Consider the following 22,407-nt stretch of genomic DNA (forward strand, 5'->3'; position numbering starts at 1 on the left):
TCAAATCAAATCTCAAAATTGATTAAATCTTTACATAATTTAGTCATTTACTGTATAGTCATTAAGATAACAATACTTGGAGGCATATTTATGAACATCGCAATTATTGGTCTAGGAAATATAGGTGGCTCATTTGCCAAATCAATAAGAGCAAGTTTCCCTGACTATAAAATATATGCAATCGATATCGATACGGATACTCTAGAAAAAGCACAGTCCATCGGACTAATTGATGAAGGTTCAGATGATTATACCACTATTGTACCTAAGGCAGATTTAATCATCTTTTCTGTTTACCCTACTTTACTCAAGAATTTAGTCGAAAGCTATGTTCCGTACTTAAAAAATGGTGTTGTCATTACTGATGTGACTGGTGTTAAAGCATCTGTTATCAATCAAATTGAACCCCTCTTACCGAAAAGTGCAGACTTCGTTTTCGGTCATCCAATGGCAGGTCGTGAGAATCGTGGCCTAGAGTTTAGTAGTCGTGAGGTATTTATTGGCGCAAACTACTTAATTACACCCACTAGTCGGAATCTTGAAGAAAATATAGATTTCCTTAAAAACTTTGTTAAACAACTTGGTTTTGGTAATATATCGGTGATCACGCCTGACTTTCATGATGAGGTGATTGGTTTTACCAGTCAGCTCGCCCACGTCATAGCGATTTCTTTAATCAATAGTGACGATACTAACCGCAATACAAAGCAATACACAGGGGACAGTTATAGAGATTTAACACGTATAACAAATATTAACGAAAAACTTTGGCCCGAACTATTTATGATGAATAAAAATCACCTTATTAAACACATTGATAATTTCAAAGTACAACTTGATAAACTGACTCAAGCAATTGAGAATGACGATGTTTCGACCATGGAAAACATGATGGTCGAGAGTACTAAACGCTACATGGATCTCCATGATTTGAATGAAGAGTAAACACAAAAAGCGAGACCTGAAGTGATCACTTCAGGTCTCGCTTTTTGTTTCTTAGTATACTTTATCCCCGTTGAAAATTGAGTTTTTAACGATGACATAGTCTACATTTCTGATTGATTCTAAATCTTTACCGCCTGCATATGAGATAGATGACTGTAGGTCCTGTTGCATTTCTACTAAAGTGCCTTCAAGTGGTCCTTTATATTCAACGTACATTTTCTTACCTTCAACGTTTTTGTGTTCACCTTTTTGGAACTCTGAAGCTGAACCAAAGTACTCTTTATATTTCTTACCATTTTCTTCGTAAACTACGCCTGGTGATTCTTCGTGGCCAGCAAATAGTGAACCGATCATCACCATTGAAGCACCAAATCTCACTGATTTCGCAATATCTCCATGCGTACGAATCCCACCATCTGCAATAATTGGTTTAGATGCAGCTTTTGCACATAGACGTAGTGCAGCAAGTTGCCAACCACCTGTACCGAATCCAGTCTTAATTTTAGTAATACATACCTTGCCTGGTCCGATACCTACTTTCGTTGCGTCTGCACCCGCATTTTCCAATTCACGTACGGCTTCTGGTGTACCGACGTTACCTGCTATTAGGAATGATTCTGGAATATGTTTTTTAATGTGTTTAATCATATCCATTACACGGTCTGAGTGACCATGTGCAATATCGATAGTAATATAGTCAGGCACTAAGTTTTCTTCTTTTAATTTAAGTACAAAGTCATATTCTTCAGGCTTGATTCCCACACTAATAGATGAGATTAAATCTCTTTCTTGCATCTTTTTAATAAAATCGATACGTGTTTCTGGGTTAAAACGGTGCATAATATAGAAATAACCATTTTCCGCTAAGTATGTGGCTATATTTTCGTCAATAATTGTTTGCATGTTAGCTGGAACGACTGGTAGTTTAAATGTGTGTTTTCCAAATTGAATCGAAGTGTCACACTCTGATCTGCTGTCAACAATACATTTGTTCGGAATTAACTGTATATCTTCATAATCAAAAACGCTATCCATGATAACTTGCTCCTCTAATCCGTATATTATTTACATGATGTTATTATCTCGTTCGCCAATAGGGATTATAAGGGATATGAATTATAATGTCAACGAAAGACGTTGAAATAAAAAAGAACCGAAAATTTTCGGTCCTATCCTTTAAATATACTTGCAAGTTTCCCAAAGAAGCCTTTCTTCGGTTCTTCAATTTGTTTTTCTACAGAATCACCATAGTTAAGGTTTTCTTGTTGTGGTTCCTTTTCCTCGTTAGATTGGCTCATATCCACACTTGTTTTTGGCTGATCTTTTGTGTCATCAGAAGATGGCTCAGCAGTTGCTTCCTCAGATGTATGAGTTTCCGTAGGTTCAGTTGTCTCAGATTCAGCTTTTGAATCTTCTTTTGTTGAAGTCCCAGTATTTTCAGCTTCCTCTGTTACATTTACTTTATGTTCTATAGTAGAGTCATCGACTTCTTCCACACCAGGCGCCTCTGTTTTAATCGTTTCAGTTAATGCCGCCGGTTCCTCAGTGACTTCTTCAGATACAGTAGTTTCTGTCTCGTCTTCAGATATTGTTTCAGATTCTAACTCATCTGCAGTTGAAAGTACCCCATCTTCTTCATAAGGTGTGTATTCAAGCGCTGCACGATCATATTCTTCAAGTCTTTGAACCAGAGTATTGATATTCGTTTTTAATGCTTTGTTTTCATTTTGTATTTCGTCTAGTTTCTCTAATACAAGTGAAAACATTCTTGATATATCGTGGTTCGACATATTAGAAACTTCGTTTGTCTCTTCTGAAGAATCTTCATCGAAACTATTTAAGTTCTCTATAATCTCATCTGCTGCTGAATCCAAAGTATTACCTGGAGATTTAGCAATTTTGATCATTTCCTGGAGGATGCTTACATCCTTTTTAGAGAAGAGTCTACGATTATATTCATCCTTAGCCACTTCATAATTTCTATCCTCAAGTAACCTAACATACTTTCTCACATTCTGATCGGATAACTCGACCATTTCTGTTACTTGTGCGGTTGTATAATATATAACGTTCCGAGACTGGTTCACCGTATCACTCCTGTAGGTTTAATACAATCATTATAACGCCTATCGTTACAAATTTCTAGATGTTTTATAGTGTTGTAACGGCGTTGCACCGTCTCAATTATCGAAATATTCTATTAAAATATTGACTTTGCTAACTACTTTTATATATATTTAATCTATCTTTCAACAAATACATAAGAAGAAAGGGCGTTACATATTGGATACTAAACTTGCACAAATATCATTAAATCCAGACCATACTGGAGCAACAACAAATCCTATTTATTTAGCCACTGCCTATGAACATGAAGGTGTAGGTAAATCAACTGGTTTTGATTATACAAGAACTAAAAACCCTTCAAGATCATTCTTTGAAGAGGCATTTGCTGACTTAGAAGGTGGCTATCAATCATTTGCAACTGCGAGTGGAATGGCCGCTGTTCAACTGTGTTGTAATCTATTCAACAGTGGAGATGAAATATTAGTAAGTTTTGACCTTTATGGCGGCACATTTAGAATTTTTGATTTCTACGAAAGTAAATATAATGTCAAATTCCACTATGTCGATTTTAATGATGAAGCAGCATTAAAAAATCACATAAACAATAATACTCGTGCGTTCTTTATAGAGCCTATTACTAATCCTTCAATGGAAAAAACTGATTTAAAACCTCTATATAAGCTCGCTGAACAACATGAAATTCTCACCATTATAGACAATACATTTTTAACACCTTATCTTTCGCAACCCTTGACTGAAGGTGCAGACATTGTACTTCATTCAGCAACTAAATATATTGGTGGACACAATGATGTATTAGCAGGCGTTGTCACCGTTAAGGATCCAGAATTAGCAGAACAATTATTCCTATATCATAATATGGTTGGTGCAACACTCTCACCAATTGATTCTTTCCTTTTACTTAGAGGGCTTAAAACGCTACATATCCGTATGGATCGCTCAATTGAAAACGCCAAAAAAGTGGCTGCCTATTTTAATGGACATAAGAGTATAAAAGACGTACTTTATGCTGGAACTACAGGCATGCTCAGCTTACGTTTCAATGACAACTATAGCGTCAATAAATTCTTAGAGAATATTGAAGTATGTACTTTTGCAGAAAGTTTAGGTGGAACTGAAACCTTTATCACATTCCCATTCACACAAACTCATGCAGAAATGCCTGATGAGGAAAGATTAAAACGCGGTATCGATGATACTTTAATCCGGTTATCAATTGGTATTGAAAATGCAGATGATATTATTAATGATATCGAACAAGCTTTAGAAAAATCTATAAAATAGAATGCACTATAAAAACCCCTTTCGTTAGCATTAGAGCGAAAGGGGCTTCCCTATTCAATTAGCTTAACAAAGCACCTTCTTCATGGTTTTTTAAGCCAAGTGCCTTTGTAGTTCGTTCATTTACTTCTTTAAACAACTCTGGATTTTGGGACAAGGAAGTACCGTAAGTTGGTATCATTTCTTTAATTTTGTCTTCCCAGCCCGGGAACTCTTCTGGGAAGGCTCTACTGATTAAATCAAGCATCGCATCTACACAGACTGAAGCCCCTGGTGATGCACCTAGTAAGGATGCTATTGAACCATCTTCTGATACGATTGTTTCCGTACCAAACATCAATGTACCTTTTCCGTCTTTGTCTGTATCCTTGATAACCTGAACGCGTTGACCAGCGACGACTGTTCTCCAGTCCTTACTTTTGGCATCAGGTATAAATTCTCTTAGCTCTTCGATACGCTCTTCTTGTTTTAATAATACTTGTTGTATAAGATATTTCGTTAATCCCATTTCCTTAGCACCAGCGGATAGCATCGTTAAGACGTTATAGGGTTTTACCGATGCAATTAGGTCTAAATATGATCCTGTTTTTAAGAACTTAGGAGAGAAGCCTGCAAATGGTCCAAATAATAGTGAACGTTTACCATCGATGTAGCGTGTATCTAGGTGAGGCACAGACATTGGTGGTGCACCCACTTTCGCTTTACCATACACTTTCGCTTCATGTTTGTTGACGATTTCTTCATCTTCACAAACTAAGAACAGGCCACTGACAGGGAATCCACCGATATTTTTGGACTCTGGTAATTTCGTTTTTTGTAAGAGTGGTAGACTTGCGCCACCTGCACCAATAAATACAAAATCAGCGGTATGAAATTCTAGTCTACCCGTGTTTAAATCTTTTACTTTCACTTGCCATTTGCCAGATTCTGTACGTCTTAAATCTTGCACCTCGTGCTTATACTCAACTTCAATACCATCATTTGCTAGGTTATCAAATAATTTTTCAGTTAGACTTCCGAAGTTAATATCCGTTCCGGAGTCAATTTTAGTCACAGCAATTTCTTCAGATGGTTGGCGACCTTCCATCATTAAAGGCACCCATTTTTTCAATACTTCGTGATCATCTGAGATCTCCATACCTTCAAAAAGTGGACTTTCAGTTAATTTATCGACACGTTTTTTAAGGAATTCAACATTCTTTTCACCTTCAACAAAACTCATATGCGGCACTGTATTTATAAATTCAGATGGCGAAGATAACTTGCCATTTTCTACTAGATAAGACCAGAATTGTTTTGATAGTTGGAACTGTTCATTGATTTTAATTGCTTTTGTCGCATCAATTGTCCCATCCTTCATTTCCGGCGTATAGTTTAGTTCACATAAAGCAGAATGCCCTGTCCCAGCATTATTCCATGCATTTGAACTTTCACTTGCCACAGCATCCAGTTTTTCAAACACCTTGATATTCCATTCAGGTTTTAACTCTTTTAAAAGCGTTCCAAGCGTGGCACTCATAATTCCTCCACCGATTAGAACGACATCAGATTTGCTAATAGAAGTAGCCATAATCTTATCTAAGCCCCTTATTCTCTTATTAATTGCTTTATTTATATTCAGTATACTCTTTTTACTCAAGTTCTTAAAGTCAAATTACGTAATGTGCCATACTAATTATAAAATGTGTCATACTAATCAAATATTCAAAAAAAAATCACCTGTTTATAACAAACATGTGATTAAAGAATTTCATTATGAAAGTTGATCGTTAACAAATTGAGCAAATTCATCCGCATCACCTGAAGTGATATCTACCATTGCGATTTTGCCCATACCATCTGGGAATTCAATAATCAGTGAGTCATTCTCAACACTTGCTTTAACGATGTCATTATAAGCAAACACACGAGTGTATGCCTCACCGTTCATATCAACATTCATGAACATACGTTCATTCGTTGTCATGTACGCACCTTTGAAATAATTCTGATCTCTCACTTTATATAGTAGAGTCCCCGTCAGTGACGGCCCAAATTTTTCCGTCGGATACAGGTCTGCCTCTGTTAAATTGAGTAATTCCATGTTGTAACCTCCTATATATTATTCAAGATTTTCCAGTTGTTTTTCTGTGCAACGGATAAAAGGTCTGAATCTGGCGAAACAGCAACTGGCTTACCTACAAGCTCTAACATTTTTAAATCTGAAATGCTGTCGCTATAAGCACGACTGTTTGACCAGTCAATTTCCTTATTCTTGAAGTGCTCTTTTATGATATCAATTTTGCGTTCAGCAAAAACACGCTCAAAACGAGCCTTATAGTCAAGTTTGCCTTTATTATTATAGTTTACAGACGATCCCACAATTAAGTCAAAACCTATACCTTTAAAGAGAGCTTCTAATAAAGGAATAAAAGCACCTGATATTAAAACGACATAGTAATTGTCCTGTTTTAACTGTTTAATCTTATCTAATAAGGGACGACGAAGTTCTTCAGACATAGATCGTGCAACATCAGTGAAGAATTCTTCGATATCAGTCTTTGAATAACCTTTAAAGGAAAGAATATACGACTCAAGCGCTCTTTGTTGCATTTTAATTTTAGGCACTAATTTTAATTTATAACCGAAATATGTAGGTGCAAAATAACGTACAAAGTGTTTATAATTCTTTTTATATTTTGGATGACTTCGAAGATGCAAACGCAAAGTTTCGAAGGTTTCATGTGGGTACAATGTGCCATCAAAATCAAATAATGCTACTTTCATGTCGCTTTTGTCCTCTCCCTAAATAGTAATATCTATAGTAAATATTTTAACATAAATGATTTAGGGTATATACTATTATGCAATGACGATTAGGAGGGTAAAAATGGATTTAACAGTATATTTAGCCGGAGAAATTCATTCTAACTGGAGAGATGAAATCGAAACATTATCAAAAGAAAAGAACTTACCATTAACTTTTGTCTCACCACAAACCAACCATGATTTATCTGATGATATTGGTGAAAACATTCTTGGTGAGCAACCAAGTAAGTACTACCGTGATGGTGCTGCTTCAAGCATCAATAATTTACGCACACAAGTAATGATGAACAAAGCTGATATTGTTATTGCCCTATTCGGTGAAGAATACAAACAGTGGAATACCGCAATGGATGCAACAACAGCGATTAATCTCGGCAAACCACTCATTCTAGTTCGCCCAGAAAAGCTTATTCATCCTTTAAAAGAAATCTCTCAAAAGGCGAATGTTGTTACAGAAAATGTTCAACAAGCGATGGAAGTTATCGAGTACATCTATAAATAAATTCACTTTTATTAAGCCGCTTCAGCACCTTACCTAAGCGGCTTAATTTTTTTAAGTTTTTTTAATACTCCAATTGACGTTGTAAATTTTCCCGATGACCGCTATAATTGGCCCATGTGTCAGATATATTGCTCTTACTAAAATATATTACAAAAGGGGAGATTTATAAGATGATTTTAAATAGTGCATTAAATTCTGGCTTTACATTCTCTGTAGGTTGGCAACATTACTTAATGATTGGCCTATACTTTTTATTACTTGTAGGTGTTGGTTTATACGCCTATAAACAATCAACTTCAACTATGGATGAGTATACACTCGGTGGGCGTAATATCGGGCCATGGGTTACTGCATTGTCTGCAGGTGCCTCAGATATGTCCGGTTGGATGCTTATGGGTCTGCCTGGTAGCATGTACGACGTCGGTATGTCTAGCTTATGGATCGCTATTGGTTTAACTGCTGGGGCTTATGTAAACTACATAGTCGTTGCGCCGAGACTACGAATTTACTCAGAAGTATCCGAGAATTCAATTACACTTCCTGACTATTTCGAGAATCGTTTTAAAGACAACTCACATCTAATACGAATCATAGCGGGACTTGTTATCATTATCTTTTTTGCAGTCTATACTGCGAGTGGCATGGTATCAGGTGGTAAATTATTCGAGAACGCTTTTGACTTCCCATATCACTGGGGATTATTTATTACAGCAGCTGTCGTTATCATCTACACATTCGTCGGAGGTTACTTAGCTGTTAGTTTAACTGACCTTTTCCAAGGTGTTATAATGTTTATTGCGATTATCATGGTGCCGATTGCAACATGGTTGACTTTAACTGGAGATGGTGTTGAACCATTTATAAAGCTTGAAGAACTTGGTGCTTTAAATGACATCAACTATCTTTCTATAATCAGTGGAGTCTCATTTGTAACTATTATAAGTAACCTAGCATGGTTCTTCGGTTACTTTGGTCAACCGCACATCATTATTCGTTTCATGTCGATAAAAACACACAAACTTTTACCAGCTGCGCGTCGTATCGGTATTACATGGATGGCGATTTCACTCGCTGGAGTTTCTATTTCAGGCTTACTTGGTGTAGTCTTCATTGACCATACACGCCACTATGTAGAAGATCCGGAAACAATCTTGATTCTAATGAGCCAGGTGCTTTTCCACCCACTCGTAGGCGGATTCTTCTTAGCAGCGATTCTAGCAGCGATTATGAGTACAATTTCATCTCAACTACTTGTTACATCTAGTTCATTAGTACAGGACTTCTATAAGATGATTCGTCGTCGTGTCCTTGGAGGCAAGGAAACAAAAACTCCCGAAGAACTAGATAAGATTTACGTAGCAATGAGTCGTTTATCAGTAATCCTCGTTTCACTTGTTGCAATTATTATTGCATGGGATGACGAATCAGTTATCTTGAATATCGTAGCCAATGCTTGGGCTGGGTTCGGTGCAGCCTTTGGTCCGCTTGTTGTAATGTCACTACACTGGAAAGGTATGACACGCTCAGGTGCACTTGCCGCAATTATCGGTGGTGCCGGAACTGTTATTATTTGGATTGCTGCCGGTACATTTGGCACTGGACTATACGAAATAATTCCAGGGGTTATCGTTTCAACACTCGCTGGTATAATCGTAAGTAAGATGACTCAGAAGAAAGAACTTAAACCAGAAATCACCCGCGAATTCGAAGAGACTGAACGTATTCTTAAAGGGTAGTAAATACGATTTGTCCATCACTCATTTGTTAATATAATGAGTGATGGTTTTTTTATTTAAAAGTCTCTCCCCTTTAAAGATAGAGATATGATAATCTTTAAATGAGGTGGACAAATGACAGAAAAATATTTAAACAGAACATTTATATTGGGTATTGCTTTTACTTTACTTATTGCATTAATCAGTATGGGCTTAGCTCAACTGCCTATTGTACAGAACATTGGTGCTTTAGCTATTGCCTTACTTATCGGTCTAATTTACAGGCAAATATTGGGTTACCCTGAGTCCATTCGCCCAGGCATTACCTTTTCTGCTAAGAAACTCCTAAGAGTAGCGATTGTTTTCTATGGCTTTAAATTAAATTTACAACTTATTATCTCTGAGGGTTGGATTATGCTAGTACTTGGAGGAGGTGTGATTCTCTTATCCTTTTTACTCATGCATATCTTTAATAAGTTCATGAATACAAATTCATCCATTATGTTCTTGCTTGCTGCAGGGACAGGTATATGTGGTGCTGCCGCTATTTCAGCAGTTAGTTCAATAACCAAAGCAAAAGAAGAAGATACAGCTATTAGTATTGGTTTAATCTCAGTTGTCGGAACAGCTTTCGCCTTAGTTTATACTTTTATTGGACCAGCTATAAATATGGACAACAGTGTTTATGGTCTATGGAGCGGCTTAAGCTTACATGAAATTGCTCAAGTGGTTCTTGCAGGCGCAACTGGTGGGGATGACGGAATGGCCATGGCCCTATTATCAAAACTAAGTCGAGTATTCTTATTAATTCCAGTCAGCTTTATTATTATGTATGCATTCGCGAAGAGAAATCATACAGATGCAAAAGGAAAAGTTGATATACCTTATTTCTTAGTTTTCTTTTTAGTTGTCACAGTGTTGAACAGTTTTATTTACATACCTGATAATATACGAAATATTATTGATCAACTCACTACCTTACTAATGGTTATGGCTATGGTTGGGCTTGGCTTAAGTGTCTCTCTTAAATCTATTAGAGAAAAAGCAATGAAACCACTGATTGCCTTAATTATTGTATCTATTATTTTATCCCTAGTTACTTACTATGTCGCAAGCTTTATAAACTAAAAAAACTGGTGAACTGCCTTTTGGCAATCCACCAGTTTTTTATGCTTTATAGTAAGCCAATCCACTGCCAGTATGTTGCTGACATGATGATGATTAAAATGTAACCTCCGACTGTCAGGAAGATACCTGATTTAAGTAGGTCTTGTACTGTAAATGTTCCTGTACCATAAGCAAGCATATTCTGGGGAGCACTTACTGGTAAGAGGAAACCGAAACAGATTACAAATTGTTGTATTAGGACAAATCCTAGTGATGAATCTCCAAAATTCAATGTTGTCGTTAAGGCAATAAACACTGGAATCAAGGCTGAAGCAAGTGATGTTGCACTCGCAAACCCTAAGTGAATTACAATGTTAAATATTGATACTAGCGCAATAATAGCAACAAGTGGTAAGGAATCTAAGCCCATAGCTCCAAATGTAACATCAGATAACCACTGCGCTGCACCTGTTCTAAGTAGTACTGTACCTAGTGAAATACCTATCGCAAATACGATAATTGTACCCCAGTTGATTGTCCCTTCTACTTCCTTCCAAGTAAAGACACCAATCTTAGGTGTTAACATTATTGCAAGTGCAATCAAAGTAATGGATGAAGAATCAAATGGGTGAAGGATTCCCTCTGTCGCCCAGAATACTAGAAGTAAACTTGCGATCGTTATCAAACGCCACTCAACTGCTTTTATTGGACCGAGTTTTTCAATTTCACTGTTGATCATCTCTCGTCCACCAGATATCTCATCTGTTTCCGCTTTAAAGAAACGTGTCATTACGAAGTATAATAAAATACTCATAATGATAGAGAACGGTGCTGCATAGATGAACCATTGAATCCATGATACATCTTCTCCCATAGCTTCATTAATAAAGCCTATTGCGACTAAGTTTTGTGCTGCTGCGGTTTTAATACCAATGTTCCAAATAGAAACAGCTTGTACTGCTGTAACAACGAGGAGTGTTGCAAGACGACTATCTTTTGACATACCGAAGGCTGCAATCATACCAATCAGAATTGGTATAACGGCACCCGCTCTTGCTGTTGCTGATGGTACGAAGAATGCAAGTAAGATAGATACTAAAATTGTACCTAAGACAATTGCATTCGTTTTGTTACCAACAATACGTAAAACGTACAGAGCTAAACGTTTATGTAAGTTAGTAATCTGCATGGCACTCGCTAAGAATAGTGCTGCTGCAACTAAGGCAAGTGCTGAACTAGAAAAACCAGAAAAGGCAAGGCTAAGTGCATTACTTGTACCAAATTGATCTGTTCCATCAGGTACACCTAGCGCTTCCCCAATTTCATTTCCTGGTACTGGAGACAGCCCAAGTAAAATAATGAGTAGGCCAACTATCATTACTGCGGATACTGGATATTTCACTGCTTCTGTTACCCACATGATGACTGCAAATGCTAGTACAGATAATGACCTTAAACCAACTACACCAAGAGCTTCAGGTGCTGGCAAGAAATTAATAATAATTAAAACTAAAAAGGCTACAATAATCCAAAGCGGCTTATACGCTTTTTGTTCTTTCTGATTCGCCATAACAGTTCTTTCTCCTTTATAAAATTTATTATCTTTATCACTGCAAATATACCATTTTTTGTTACTACAAATGCTTCTCAAAGCTAATTTGTCATAATTTCATCAAACTTTTAAAAAGAGGAATTTTGTATTCGTTTTCAACTTTGCCTATTAGCTTTTATTTATTTATAATAAAGATTATATATACCTACCGAACGAAAAAAAGGCATGGCGCATATGAGCCATGCCTTTTTTGCACTTAATCTTCTTCCAAAGCTTCGCTATTGTAAATTTTTACATTTCTAAATACATAACTACCGATTACGGCAACAGTAAATGAAATTACTGCACAGATTGCAGCGTACATAAGCACTTGTCCTGCAGGATTATAACCAAACATTACAAGTAAACCTGGCACTGGTGCTGCAGTTCCTGGGGCATCATTGACCATACCTGACGTCGCAATAACGACACCCGATAAAGCCCCACCTACAAAGTTTGTCACATACATCGGTATAGGGTTTGCAGTCACTAAGTCTGCCTTAGACAACGGTTCTATTGCCACAGAAATAATGGACTTTAAATCTCCTATTTTCAACTTATAGAAGAGCCAAGCACTAGCTGGAGATGATGCAAATGCTGATAATGCTGCAACAGCCATCGGTATACCTGTTAATCCAAGTAAGGCTGTTAATGCCATAGAACTTAGTGGTGAAATTCCAACTATTGTAACAATACCACCGAGCATTAAGCCCATTACTAATGGGTTTGTTTCAGTTGCAGTTTGAATGATTGCACCAATTTCTAGTAATGAGTTGTCTACTAGTGGTGTGATGCCTAATCCAAGTAATCTAATTGCTGGTAGACCAACAAGGATCACGATAATAAAGTCTAAGCCCTTCGGTACAACTTTCTGCAACCAAAGTACAAAGAATGACACTAGATAAGCAGAAAACAAACCGGGAATTAGACCCATATCTCCGAAACCAGCAGCTAATATTGCTGCATTGACCGGTGCAACTTTCATTGCTAAGGCAACTAGCATAACGACAATTGTGCCGTCGAGACTACCTGCAACTGCACCCGCATCTTGGAAAAACGGTATTCCAAATATGTCACCTATCACGAATGTATTCAGTGCCTCAACTAAATATGTCGCAATAGCTGCACCTGCAAATGCACCCATAACTTTAGATCCATATGGCGCGAAATGCGTAAATAACGTAAAAACTAGTAAAATAACTAAAAGTAATCCAATACTTAACAGCTCGTCAATTTCCAAAACCCCCACATTGTATATCTATCAGTGTATAATTATGAAAAGCCTTTCAAAATTACAATGAGATTAAGTTATCATAACAAAAAATTTAAGTCAATTACTTGAGTTTAAAGAATAACTTATCTTTATGTTAAACTAAAAATGTTATAATACATTAAATTACAAAAAATGGAGGCATTATTATGATTAAATACTTAGCAAATGCTTATCTTGGATCTCAACTTATTGAAGGTGGCTTAGACAAGATCAAAGCGGACGGAAACCTAGGTGAAGATTTTGAATCTGAGTTTAACGTGAATGCTGATCAAATGAAATTAGCAGGCTATTTAGAGGCAGTAGGTTCTATCTTCTTGTTCTTATCTTTCTTTGGTAAGACCTTTACAAGAATTGGTACACTTTTAGTTAACGCAGTACTCGGTGTTGCAGTCATAAAACACTTCAAAGCAGGTCATGGATTTGAAGGAAGTAAAAAAGCCTTGAAACTACTCGGCCTTAGTACCTTAAGCTTCTTAGACTCATTCCGTAAATAATGCTCAATAGCTAATTAATCGTGTTTAAAAATTGCAGTTAAAGGATAAATATAAAGACAACATATTTTGGAGGTCTTTTAATTGTTAAACTATAACAAGCAGTTTATAAATGGCGAATGGGTTGATAGTGATAGCAAATCAACTATAGATGTCATTAACCCCGCAACAGAAGAGGCATTTGCAACTGTTGCAGCTGGTAACAAAGCGGATGTAGACAAAGCGGTCGATGCAGCTAAAGACGTATATTTAGAATTTCGTAATACTCCAGTAAAAGAGCGTCAAGCGATGCTAGAACGTATTGCTGAAGAATATGAAAAACGTAAAGATGATCTAATCGAAACAATTTCTAACGAACTTGGTTCGCCAATAGATATGACTGAGCAAACACACTATAATGCTGGTTTAGGGCATTTTAAAACTGCTGCTAAAACCTTAGATACTTTTGAATTTGAGGAGCAGCGTGGTGATGCTTTAATCGTTAAGGAAAGTATTGGTGTGGCAGGTTTAATAACACCATGGAACTTCCCAACGAACCAGACAGCATTGAAATTGTCAGCTGCCTTTGCAGCAGGGTCACCAGTTGTCTTAAAACCAAGTGAAGAAACACCTGTTACTGCAGTATTACTAGCAGAAATTTTTGAAGCAGCTGGTGTACCTAAAGGTGTCTTCAACTTAGTAAATGGTGACGGTGAAGGTGTCGGAATTCCATTAAGTGAACACCCAGATGTACGTATGATGTCATTTACTGGTTCTGGTCGCGCAGGCCGAAGCATCATGGAAAAATCAGCACAAGACTTCAAGAAAGTTGCACTTGAACTAGGTGGTAAATCACCATTGATCGTTTTAGATGACGCAGATATAGATGAAGCTGCTCGCATTGCAACTGGAAGAGTGGTTAGAAACACAGGCCAAGTTTGTACAGCAGCAACACGTACAATCGTCCCTGAAAGTATGAAAGAAGCCTTTATCGAGAAAGTAACTGAAAAAATGTCACAAGTCAAAGTTGGTAATCCAAAAGATAGTGGTGTCGAAGTTGGACCCTTAATTAGCAAAACACAAGTTGATAGAGTCCAAAGTTATATTGAAAAAGGTGAAGCTGAAGGTGCAACCTTACAATTAGGCGGTACAGGCAAACCCGAAGGTCTAGAAACAGGTTACTTTGTTAAACCGACAATCTTCACGAATGTAGACAACAGTATGACGATTGCTCAAGAAGAAATTTTTGGTCCAGTAATGAGCATTATCACCTACGATACTTTAGAAGATTCAATTAAAATTGCCAATGACACAGTATACGGACTTGCAGGCTATGTCGTTGGTAAGGATTCAGAAAAACTTAAACAAGTGGCACGTTCTATCGAAGCAGGTACAGTGATTATCAACGAAGGTAAAGGTACAAATGATTTACCATTCGGTGGTTATAAACAGTCAGGTATAGGTCGTGAATGGGGCGACTACGGCTTAGAAGAATTCCTAGAAGTAAAATCAATTAAAGGCTATTTCGAATAGAATTTAGATACAGAAAATCGTCCGTTTAAAAAACGGACGATTTTTTATATTCTAAAATGCCAAATTCTTCTTTTTAGTAAGTATAAAAAAGTCATATAGAGTATTAATCCGAGCACTAAAAATGAAATATTCATTAGGGATACGCCGTACCAACCAGCTAGTCCCCAGAATAAGCCGGCTAAGGTACCACCAACACTAGATCCTGTGTAGTAGAAAAACAAGTAAAGTGATGAGGCCTGAGCCTTGTTATTGTGGGCGATACTACCAACCCAGCCACTGGTTAATGAGTGTGCAATAAAGAAGCCAAAGGTAAACATGACGAGTCCAATGATAATCGCAATAAGTGATGGGATTAACAAAATTAGTAAGCCTGAAATCGAAATGATGAATGCTGTATATAACATCGTTGTCTTCCCATATTGGTAAACTAAACGACCAGAAATCATTGAGCTTAATACTCCAACTAAGAAAATTAAATAAATCCAACTGACTATAGTTTGACTCACTTGATAATCTTCAATGAGCACGAATGATACGTAGTTATACACAGACACATTGGTTCCAAGTAGTAGGAAACCCATAACAAATAGGATAACTAGTAAAGGATTTTTTATATGTGCAGCTAGTGTTTTTAATAAACTTAATAGATTAAATTCTCTTTTAGTAAAATGTTGAGAGGGTGACAACGAGAACCAGAAAATGACGGTTGCAATTAAGCTCACTACACCAACTCCGATTACACCGACTTGCCAGCTCCACAAACCCGCTGTAAGTCCTGCAAAGACCCGTCCAAATACCGCTCCAAGGGCATTCCCACTTATGTATAGACCCATTGCCCCGGGTAAGCTAGTTGGATGTATTTCCTCTCCAAGATAAGCCATGGCAATGGAAGGTAACCCCGCTAGGGCTACACCCTGTAGCGCACGCATCACAATTAGGCTTGAGAATGTTGGGCTAAATGCCGTTAAAATACAGAGTAAAGACGCGACTAACATAGAAGTTATCATAATATTCTTTCGCCCAACTGTTTCTGATAAAGACCCAAAAAACAGCATGCTGATAGCCAATGTAAATGTTGTCACTGAAAGACTAAGACTTGCTGCAGTCGGTGTAACATTATAAAAAGTCGTTAGGTCTGGTAATATTGGTTGCACGACATACAAAATCGCAAAAGTATTAAAACCTGCTGCAAAAAAAGCTAATACGGTCTGCTTATATTTTGAAGTACCCCGCTCTATAAATTTCATTTTTCATCCCTCTTTAATGTGTATCTTTGTATACTGTTCGATCTAACCACGCTTTAGCTTCAGTTAATTCGGCTGTACTTAATTCTCTTGGATACGTCATCTGTACGAGTTCTACGGTGTCTAAGTCCTTATTGATTTTAGGCTGCATATACTTAAAATCAGTTAGATAGTAACCATTTTTCTCGTAAAATTGCACACGTCTTTTCTTCGTTTCATCATCAGGGACTTCTACTTCAAGAATGACTGGTTTGTTATCTAGGTCATGGAAAGCTTGTAAGGTTTTAGACCCGAGACCTCTTGAACGATAGTTAGGGTTAACTGCTAAATGCTCTATAAAGCGATATTTCTCATTTTCCCATACTGCATAAAATGCAAGAATATCGTCATTTTCCTTTAGCACGAGTATGTTATAATTATTAAGTTTCAGTAAATCTTTTTGACCTTGATACGTTCGTCTCTCTGACTCTGGAAATGACTCTGCCATGAGCTGATAAACAAGATCAAACGCTTTGTCTTCTAGTTTTTCTAACATATTTACACACACTTTCGAATTGTATTTACTTAATACTATAGAACAGTTTGACAATTAAATACAAACTAATCATTTAACATATTAAAAATACCCCATAAACTGGAACCCTGAGTTCAGCTTAAGGGGTAAAGGTTATTTATCGACTGCTACGGCACTAATTTTCTTTAACATATTTCTGAATTGAGAAAGTTCTTCATCACTCAATTCGTCAAAGAGACTCGACAATAGGTTCGCATGACTGGGGAATATGTCACCGATTAGAGCTTGACCCTGTTCAGTGAGTTCGACTGTCATACTCCGCTTGTCGTGCTCGTCACGCAAACGTACGATATATTCTTTTTCTTGTAACTTATCTAAAACGTAAGTCGTACTTGAGTTTGCTATTAAAATGCGTTCTTGTATTCTGTTAATTGGCTGTGGGCCTTTGTTGTATAACAATTCCATGACAGCAAATTCACTGATGTTCAAGCCGTGTTTTCTCACATCTTTTTTAACGCTTTTTTCTAATAGGTCATTCGTTCTTTTAATTCCTACAAAAGCCTTCAGACTTTCTTCAACTCTGTCCATATAATTAATTACCTCTCAACTACTACGAAATCGATAAAATTGTACATCACCAAGGTGATTATGTCAACTTTAGTCTTCATCGTCTTCGTAGTCATCATCCTCTTCTTCGTCAAAATATTCATCATCGAATTCGATATAGCGACCATCAACCATATCAGCATAGGTGTTTGCTTCATAGATCAATTGTTCAATATTCCCGTAGTCATCATCGCTAACATCTAGGTAGACGACCTTGTTGACTTGTCCTGTCACACCATTGAGAGAGACCAAAGCGCCTTCATCATCACCATCGACAATCTGAAGAATATAATACTCTCGATTTTGCCCTTCACCGCTCCAAGTAGAATACACATTGTTGCCACCAACTTCATTTGCAGCAGCATTTTCTGCTTGCTCAACTGTTAAAATTTCAGGTTCATTCGATTCAGCGGCTTCCTCTTTTTTAGATGGAGCTGTCTCTGACTCATCTTCTGTTTTTACAGAATCAGTAGATTTCTCATTTTCAGTCGCCTCATTCTGTTCTTGTGAAGTATTTGAATCATCAGCCGCAGTATCCTCTGACGGTTTCGCAATAGTTTCAATAGCTTCTACCGATGAATCATGGCGGTTAATTGTGATCTTATGAGTACCTGTATCTCCTTCAACATTGACGATGTAAATGTCATCGTCTGCACCTTCTTCTACAGCTTCTACCGAACCACCGTAACGTTCTGTAACGATTGCCTTGGCCTCATCTTCGTTAATCAGGTCTTCTTGGTTGAAAAATACAAATACCATTCCAGCGATGATACCGATGATAACAGCGCATATGGCAAACACTAATTTATTCCGCTTCGTCATGATCCACCTCCATATCTATAATTAGCGTAAAGGTTGTACCTTTGTTCAATTCACTGTCCACTTGAATCTCAATACCGTTTTTATCTGCCAGTGTTTTGGCTATAGCTAGACCAAGGCCAGAGCCCCCTGTCTTTCTTGCTCTTGCTTTGTCTACTCTATAAAATCTTTCAAATATTTGATTGAGTTCTGCCTGAGGTATACCAATACCTCTATCACGAATTTCTACAAATACTTTTTCAGCATCCTTACTTATGTTCACTTCAATCGATTCTTGACTATACTTATAGGCATTATCTAAAAATATTTTAATCAATTGCTCAAAGGACTGCGTATTAATATATATATGAGGATTTGTACCATCTGTACTCACGTCGATCTTTCGATTAAATGCTTTTTCTAATCGTTTTGATACGTCATTAACAAGATGGACGACGGGTATATACTCTTTATTCTCTGTTTCATCTTCTTTTGATACTTGAGTGAAACTTAGGAATTGTTCCGTTAAATATTTCATTCTTAGCGTTTCGTCCGAAATTGCTGTAATACCTTCATCTAATAAATTACTTCTTGTCCGACCAAAACGTTCTAACATCTTAGCATAAGATGATATGACTGTGAGTGGCGTTTTTAGCTCATGGGATGCATTCATAATAAAGGCTTGTTGGTTTTCGTCGTGCGCCTTTAAAGTTAACATCATATCGTTATAAGAATCTGTCAGCATTTTTAATTCTTCAGTATCAGACTCGTTTGTTGAGATTGTCTTAAATTGCCGAACACCTTCTTTGTCATTCATACGTCTAATCACTTGTTTAATTGGCCCTATGATTAAGTTAGTTATTACTCGGTTTAAGATAAAGACTAGAAGTATAATCACGACTGATGATATGACTAGAATCCACTTCAGAATATTATAAGTGCTATATAAAAACTCAACATTTTCAAATATTTGGAGTGAGTACACCTCCCCATTATCCCAAATAATAGGCTGGGAACTCATAACAAAATGCTGCTCACCTAGACTTGTAACGTCAGTGTATTGCTTCGTACTATAGTCCTCAGATAGCTCTACATAGCTCTGATCCGTCGCTATTCTAACGATATAATCACCCGCTTCATCTTGTAAGGCGATATAACCGTTAGACAGTGAGAAATACTGTAGGACTGTTTCCCCACTAATGTTGCTTTCCCTCGCATTTTGAACTTCAGAAATAATATTATTCCCTCTGTTCTCTAACTGTCCCATCTCAGCTTCTAAAGAATAGTGCTTATAAGAAAAATAAATAAGCAAATTAATTAAAATCACGACGATGGCAATCATCAGTGTGGTGTAAAGTTGGATTTTAGTTCCTAATTTCATAAGTTTAGTCCTTTATCATGTAGCCGATTCCTCTAACTGCAGAAATTAGGGAGGGCTTGGATTCATCTAGTTTTTTTCTAATGTATCTGACATAAACATCTACAGTGTTCGTATCTCCAAAGTAATCATATCCCCATACTGCCTCGATAATCTGTTCACGAGACAAGGCCTGATTCTTATTATTCATAAGATACAACAGCACATCGAACTCTTTTTGAGTCATATAGACTGCTTCACCACTACTGAACACTTCTCTAGACATGGGGTTAATTTCAATATGTCGGTGCTTTATAACTTCTGATTTAGTCTCTGTTACAGTCGTCGATTTTAAGTGTACTCTAATTCTCGCGAGAAGTTCTTCAACTTCAAATGGTTTAGTCATATAGTCATTGGCACCTGAATCCAGTCCACTGACCTTATCCATTACTGCATCCCTTGCTGTGAGCATGATGACTTTAATTTCTTCATCTTTTAGCCGTATCCGTCTCAATACTTCTAAGCCATTTAACTTTGGAATCATTACATCAAGGAGCACTAGGTCAAACGCGCCATCTTCATATTTCTCCAAAGCTTCTTTCCCCGTATATGCTATTTCAGTTTTATAGCCTTCGTAGTCCAGTTCTAGTTGAATCACTCTAGCAATCTTCTCATCATCTTCTACAATCAATATTTGCTCCATGATATCCCCTCACAGTTCATTCTTACGGTCATTATATCATGTTGACTATGAGTAAAAATACGCCCATATGGGCGTATTTCTTAGTCTTCTACTTCAGTTACTTCACCAGTTTTAGCATTGATTTTAACTTCATAGTCACCGATTTCAAAATCGTATTCGAAGTCATCAACATCGTAATCCCATTCTGTAATTGTGCCATCTACTTCACTTTTAGCAAGCGCCTTAGCATCTTGTAGTGATAGAATCTTTACATCCTGAGCTTTCTCAACATTTTTGAAGTCATCACTATCATCGTCTCTTTCTTCATCTATAACCTTAAGATCATTGACATTGTATTTAACTTCATATTCATCATTTTTGTTTACAAGCGTCACTTCGTAATAGTGATCACCATCATCTTCTTGGTAATTCACACTCTCTAAGATGCCATCAAATTCCTCTTGGGCTTTCTTTACAGCATTGGCAACTTTGTCACCTTCAAATGCATCTTCTAATGCAACTTGATTCGTATTTTCGTTGTTTGATTTAGAAGTCTTTTCTGCCGCTTGGACTTCATTTCTATCGTCACGGTCGTCGTCATCTCTTTCATCCGCTTCGTCTCTGTCATCATCACGATCATCTTCCGCTTCATCTATATCGTCATCGCGGTCGTCTACATCAAGATCATCCTCTATAATACTTAGGTCATCTGCCTTAACTTTAACATCAAAGTCTTCACCGTTATTTTCAATTTCAATTTCGTAGTAATATTGGCCGTCATCTTCGTCGTATTCGATTTCTGTCACCTTACCACCGTATTCTGCTACTGCTTTATCTGCTGCTTTTTGAGCTTCTCCACTTAGTTGCTCTTGGTTGTCGTCGTCATCCCATTCCATATCATCCGCATTAACATTTGTTGCTCCTAACACTAAGGCTGAAACTAATGCGCCACCTACAAAGATACTTTTTGTCATTTTCATCTTCAATCATCCTCCATTTTTTCCGATTTCATATCGGTTGTTTAACTTTCTGACTTTAGTATAGACAGACTAAGCTAAGGGTTAGTTAATCAATTCTTAAAGGATGATTAAAAAGTATTTGAACTATTTTAATTGCTCTAATAGCTCAAGTGCTCTAGCATTTCCTGCTTTCTTTAGCGTCCTTAAAGCACGTTTTATAATAAAAGGGTTAGTCTTCTCGAAATGTTCACTTATAAAATTAGTGACAGCTGTCTCATCGTATTTAGATAGATCATTAAGATGATTACCAACTGATTTTTCAACGTAGCGTGATGAGTCACTTAAAAATGGTTCCAATAGTTTTAAATTCTCAGTGACGTCACCTTTTATAAAGTCTAGTTTTTTGGCCCAAGGTAAGCGTGGCCGAGTACCCTCAGTTACTAAGCGTCGAAGATGTGCGTTTTCATCATTAGCCCAACGTCTGAATACCGTTTCAACTCGCTCGTAGTCATCTCTTATAAAAGGGCGTATGGCAAATTCAGCAGTATCTCTTTTGGTGATTTCTTCTATAGTTTTAATAGATTGTTCAAAATGATCTTGGCCATACATTTCTACAAACTTTGATAAGGCTCTGTAATAGTACATTTTTTCAAAAGGGAAATAGAATTCATCGTTCTCTACACCAAGTATCGACATAATAATATCTGTTGCTGCTATATAATCATTTGGCAAATAATTTTTTAGTTGCCTGCTAAACGCTTCAATCCTTTCAGACATTCTCTTATTTTCTGTTTCCTTAACAACATCATAAATAAAATTCGCTCTATCAAAAGCAGGGTAGACTTCACTAATATGTTCGGCATACAGTCGAGCTAAGTCTTCATTAAAATAATCTTTCATTACTGGTCGCTTATACATAATCTCTCTCCTTATA

At 37.0% G+C, this 22,407-nt stretch carries 22 protein-coding genes; 7 read left to right on the forward strand and 15 right to left on the reverse strand.

Annotated elements, in window-relative coordinates:
• Positions 1–90: 90 nt before the first annotated feature.
• Positions 91–945 (forward strand): prephenate dehydrogenase, encoded by an 855-nt coding sequence (locus tag V6E76_RS01690; protein ID WP_247348402.1) that lies wholly within the window; start codon positions 91–93, stop codon positions 943–945.
• A gap of 51 nt (positions 946–996) precedes the next feature.
• Here the strand turns inward: V6E76_RS01690 and guaC are convergent, their stop codons facing one another.
• Together guaC and V6E76_RS01700 are read right to left on the reverse strand one after the other, a co-directional pair.
• Positions 997–1,980, reverse strand: coding sequence for a GMP reductase (gene guaC, locus V6E76_RS01695; protein ID WP_035855240.1), 984 nt, complete (start codon positions 1,978–1,980; stop codon positions 997–999).
• A gap of 134 nt (positions 1,981–2,114) precedes the next feature.
• Positions 2,115–3,032 (reverse strand): hypothetical protein, encoded by a 918-nt coding sequence (locus tag V6E76_RS01700; RefSeq protein ID WP_247348405.1) that lies wholly within the window; start codon positions 3,030–3,032, stop codon positions 2,115–2,117.
• A 193-nt stretch (positions 3,033–3,225) separates the two neighbouring features.
• Between V6E76_RS01700 and V6E76_RS01705 the strand changes: the two genes are divergently transcribed.
• Complete coding sequence (locus V6E76_RS01705; protein WP_247348528.1) at positions 3,226–4,317, forward strand: PLP-dependent transferase; 1,092 nt, start codon at positions 3,226–3,228, stop codon at positions 4,315–4,317.
• Between the two features lie 58 nt (positions 4,318–4,375).
• On the opposite strand, the gene mqo is transcribed toward V6E76_RS01705, so the two are convergent.
• The 3 genes from mqo to V6E76_RS01720 all read right to left on the reverse strand — a co-directional run bounded on the left by mqo (position 4,376) and on the right by V6E76_RS01720 (position 7,080).
• Entirely contained in the window at positions 4,376–5,884 is a 1,509-nt protein-coding gene (gene mqo / locus V6E76_RS01710; RefSeq protein WP_247348531.1) for a malate dehydrogenase (quinone), read from the reverse strand.
• Positions 5,885–6,067: 183 nt separating this feature from the next.
• The gene (locus tag V6E76_RS01715; protein WP_247348408.1) at positions 6,068–6,397 is read right to left on the reverse strand and encodes a hypothetical protein; all 330 of its coding nucleotides are present in this window, start codon (positions 6,395–6,397) and stop codon (positions 6,068–6,070) included.
• Between the two features lie 11 nt (positions 6,398–6,408).
• Positions 6,409–7,080 carry an HAD family hydrolase gene (locus V6E76_RS01720; protein ID WP_247348411.1) on the reverse strand — a complete coding sequence of 224 codons (672 nt, stop codon included), beginning with the start codon at positions 7,078–7,080 and terminating at the stop codon, positions 6,409–6,411.
• A gap of 103 nt (positions 7,081–7,183) precedes the next feature.
• Between V6E76_RS01720 and V6E76_RS01725 the strand changes: the two genes are divergently transcribed.
• The 3 genes from V6E76_RS01725 to V6E76_RS01735 all read left to right on the forward strand — a co-directional run bounded on the left by V6E76_RS01725 (position 7,184) and on the right by V6E76_RS01735 (position 10,467).
• Complete coding sequence (locus V6E76_RS01725; RefSeq protein ID WP_247348412.1) at positions 7,184–7,624, forward strand: YtoQ family protein; 441 nt, start codon at positions 7,184–7,186, stop codon at positions 7,622–7,624.
• A gap of 170 nt (positions 7,625–7,794) precedes the next feature.
• Complete coding sequence (putP, locus tag V6E76_RS01730; RefSeq protein WP_247348415.1) at positions 7,795–9,360, forward strand: sodium/proline symporter PutP; 1,566 nt, start codon at positions 7,795–7,797, stop codon at positions 9,358–9,360.
• A 114-nt stretch (positions 9,361–9,474) separates the two neighbouring features.
• Positions 9,475–10,467, forward strand: a complete 993-nt coding sequence (locus V6E76_RS01735; protein ID WP_247348417.1) for a putative sulfate exporter family transporter — start codon at positions 9,475–9,477, stop codon at positions 10,465–10,467.
• A 46-nt stretch (positions 10,468–10,513) separates the two neighbouring features.
• On the opposite strand, the gene V6E76_RS01740 is transcribed toward V6E76_RS01735, so the two are convergent.
• On the reverse strand, positions 10,514–12,016 hold the full coding sequence (locus tag V6E76_RS01740; RefSeq protein ID WP_247348419.1) for a DASS family sodium-coupled anion symporter: 1,503 nt from the start codon (positions 12,014–12,016) through the stop codon (positions 10,514–10,516).
• 238 nt (positions 12,017–12,254) lie between these two features.
• Positions 12,255–13,271, reverse strand: a complete 1,017-nt coding sequence (locus tag V6E76_RS01745) for a PTS sugar transporter subunit IIC (protein ID WP_247348533.1) — start codon at positions 13,269–13,271, stop codon at positions 12,255–12,257.
• Positions 13,272–13,456: 185 nt separating this feature from the next.
• Between V6E76_RS01745 and V6E76_RS01750 the strand changes: the two genes are divergently transcribed.
• Positions 13,457–13,804 carry a hypothetical protein gene (locus tag V6E76_RS01750; RefSeq protein WP_247348423.1) on the forward strand — a complete coding sequence of 116 codons (348 nt, stop codon included), beginning with the start codon at positions 13,457–13,459 and terminating at the stop codon, positions 13,802–13,804.
• Between the two features lie 81 nt (positions 13,805–13,885).
• On the forward strand, positions 13,886–15,313 hold the full coding sequence (locus tag V6E76_RS01755; RefSeq protein WP_247348425.1) for an aldehyde dehydrogenase family protein: 1,428 nt from the start codon (positions 13,886–13,888) through the stop codon (positions 15,311–15,313).
• A gap of 44 nt (positions 15,314–15,357) precedes the next feature.
• On the opposite strand, the gene V6E76_RS01760 is transcribed toward V6E76_RS01755, so the two are convergent.
• From V6E76_RS01760 to V6E76_RS01795, 8 genes are all read right to left on the reverse strand, one after another.
• Positions 15,358–16,560, reverse strand: a complete 1,203-nt coding sequence (locus V6E76_RS01760) for an MFS transporter (RefSeq protein WP_247348428.1) — start codon at positions 16,558–16,560, stop codon at positions 15,358–15,360.
• A 13-nt stretch (positions 16,561–16,573) separates the two neighbouring features.
• Positions 16,574–17,092, reverse strand: coding sequence for a GNAT family N-acetyltransferase (locus V6E76_RS01765; protein WP_247348431.1), 519 nt, complete (start codon positions 17,090–17,092; stop codon positions 16,574–16,576).
• A 132-nt stretch (positions 17,093–17,224) separates the two neighbouring features.
• Complete coding sequence (locus V6E76_RS01770) at positions 17,225–17,659, reverse strand: MarR family transcriptional regulator (RefSeq protein ID WP_247348434.1); 435 nt, start codon at positions 17,657–17,659, stop codon at positions 17,225–17,227.
• 69 nt (positions 17,660–17,728) lie between these two features.
• A complete protein-coding gene (locus V6E76_RS01775; RefSeq protein ID WP_247348435.1) occupies positions 17,729–18,499 on the reverse strand; it encodes a prolipoprotein diacylglyceryl transferase in 771 nt (256 codons plus the stop codon).
• Positions 18,483–19,856, reverse strand: coding sequence for an ATP-binding protein (locus V6E76_RS01780; RefSeq protein WP_247348447.1), 1,374 nt, complete (start codon positions 19,854–19,856; stop codon positions 18,483–18,485). The genes V6E76_RS01775 and V6E76_RS01780 overlap by 17 nt, the downstream gene beginning before the upstream one ends.
• Before the next feature lie 4 nt (positions 19,857–19,860).
• The gene (locus tag V6E76_RS01785) at positions 19,861–20,535 is read right to left on the reverse strand and encodes a response regulator transcription factor (RefSeq protein WP_026865847.1); all 675 of its coding nucleotides are present in this window, start codon (positions 20,533–20,535) and stop codon (positions 19,861–19,863) included.
• Positions 20,536–20,615: 80 nt separating this feature from the next.
• Complete coding sequence (locus V6E76_RS01790; protein WP_247348458.1) at positions 20,616–21,494, reverse strand: PepSY domain-containing protein; 879 nt, start codon at positions 21,492–21,494, stop codon at positions 20,616–20,618.
• A gap of 123 nt (positions 21,495–21,617) precedes the next feature.
• The gene (locus tag V6E76_RS01795) at positions 21,618–22,391 is read right to left on the reverse strand and encodes a DNA alkylation repair protein (protein WP_247348461.1); all 774 of its coding nucleotides are present in this window, start codon (positions 22,389–22,391) and stop codon (positions 21,618–21,620) included.
• Between the last annotated feature and the right edge of the window lie 16 nt (positions 22,392–22,407).

The organism is Jeotgalicoccus huakuii (genome assembly GCF_036665975.1).
Taxonomy (GTDB): domain Bacteria; phylum Bacillota; class Bacilli; order Staphylococcales; family Salinicoccaceae; genus Jeotgalicoccus; species Jeotgalicoccus marinus.

Coding starts and splice junctions, on each gene's coding strand:
- V6E76_RS01690 (WP_247348402.1), top strand. CDS start 91: ATGAACATCGCAATTATTGGTCTAGGAAATATAGGTGGCTCATTTGCC.
- guaC (WP_035855240.1), bottom strand. CDS start 1,980: ATGGATAGCGTTTTTGATTATGAAGATATACAGTTAATTCCGAACAAA.
- mqo (WP_247348531.1), bottom strand. CDS start 5,884: ATGGCTACTTCTATTAGCAAATCTGATGTCGTTCTAATCGGTGGAGGA.
- V6E76_RS01715 (WP_247348408.1), bottom strand. CDS start 6,397: ATGGAATTACTCAATTTAACAGAGGCAGACCTGTATCCGACGGAAAAA.
- V6E76_RS01720 (WP_247348411.1), bottom strand. CDS start 7,080: ATGAAAGTAGCATTATTTGATTTTGATGGCACATTGTACCCACATGAA.
- V6E76_RS01725 (WP_247348412.1), top strand. CDS start 7,184: ATGGATTTAACAGTATATTTAGCCGGAGAAATTCATTCTAACTGGAGA.
- putP (WP_247348415.1), top strand. CDS start 7,795: ATGATTTTAAATAGTGCATTAAATTCTGGCTTTACATTCTCTGTAGGT.
- V6E76_RS01735 (WP_247348417.1), top strand. CDS start 9,475: ATGACAGAAAAATATTTAAACAGAACATTTATATTGGGTATTGCTTTT.
- V6E76_RS01740 (WP_247348419.1), bottom strand. CDS start 12,016: ATGGCGAATCAGAAAGAACAAAAAGCGTATAAGCCGCTTTGGATTATT.
- V6E76_RS01750 (WP_247348423.1), top strand. CDS start 13,457: ATGATTAAATACTTAGCAAATGCTTATCTTGGATCTCAACTTATTGAA.
- V6E76_RS01760 (WP_247348428.1), bottom strand. CDS start 16,560: ATGAAATTTATAGAGCGGGGTACTTCAAAATATAAGCAGACCGTATTA.
- V6E76_RS01765 (WP_247348431.1), bottom strand. CDS start 17,092: ATGTTAGAAAAACTAGAAGACAAAGCGTTTGATCTTGTTTATCAGCTC.
- V6E76_RS01770 (WP_247348434.1), bottom strand. CDS start 17,659: ATGGACAGAGTTGAAGAAAGTCTGAAGGCTTTTGTAGGAATTAAAAGA.
- V6E76_RS01775 (WP_247348435.1), bottom strand. CDS start 18,499: ATGACGAAGCGGAATAAATTAGTGTTTGCCATATGCGCTGTTATCATC.
- V6E76_RS01780 (WP_247348447.1), bottom strand. CDS start 19,856: ATGAAATTAGGAACTAAAATCCAACTTTACACCACACTGATGATTGCC.
- V6E76_RS01785 (WP_026865847.1), bottom strand. CDS start 20,535: ATGGAGCAAATATTGATTGTAGAAGATGATGAGAAGATTGCTAGAGTG.
- V6E76_RS01790 (WP_247348458.1), bottom strand. CDS start 21,494: ATGAAAATGACAAAAAGTATCTTTGTAGGTGGCGCATTAGTTTCAGCC.
- V6E76_RS01795 (WP_247348461.1), bottom strand. CDS start 22,391: ATGTATAAGCGACCAGTAATGAAAGATTATTTTAATGAAGACTTAGCT.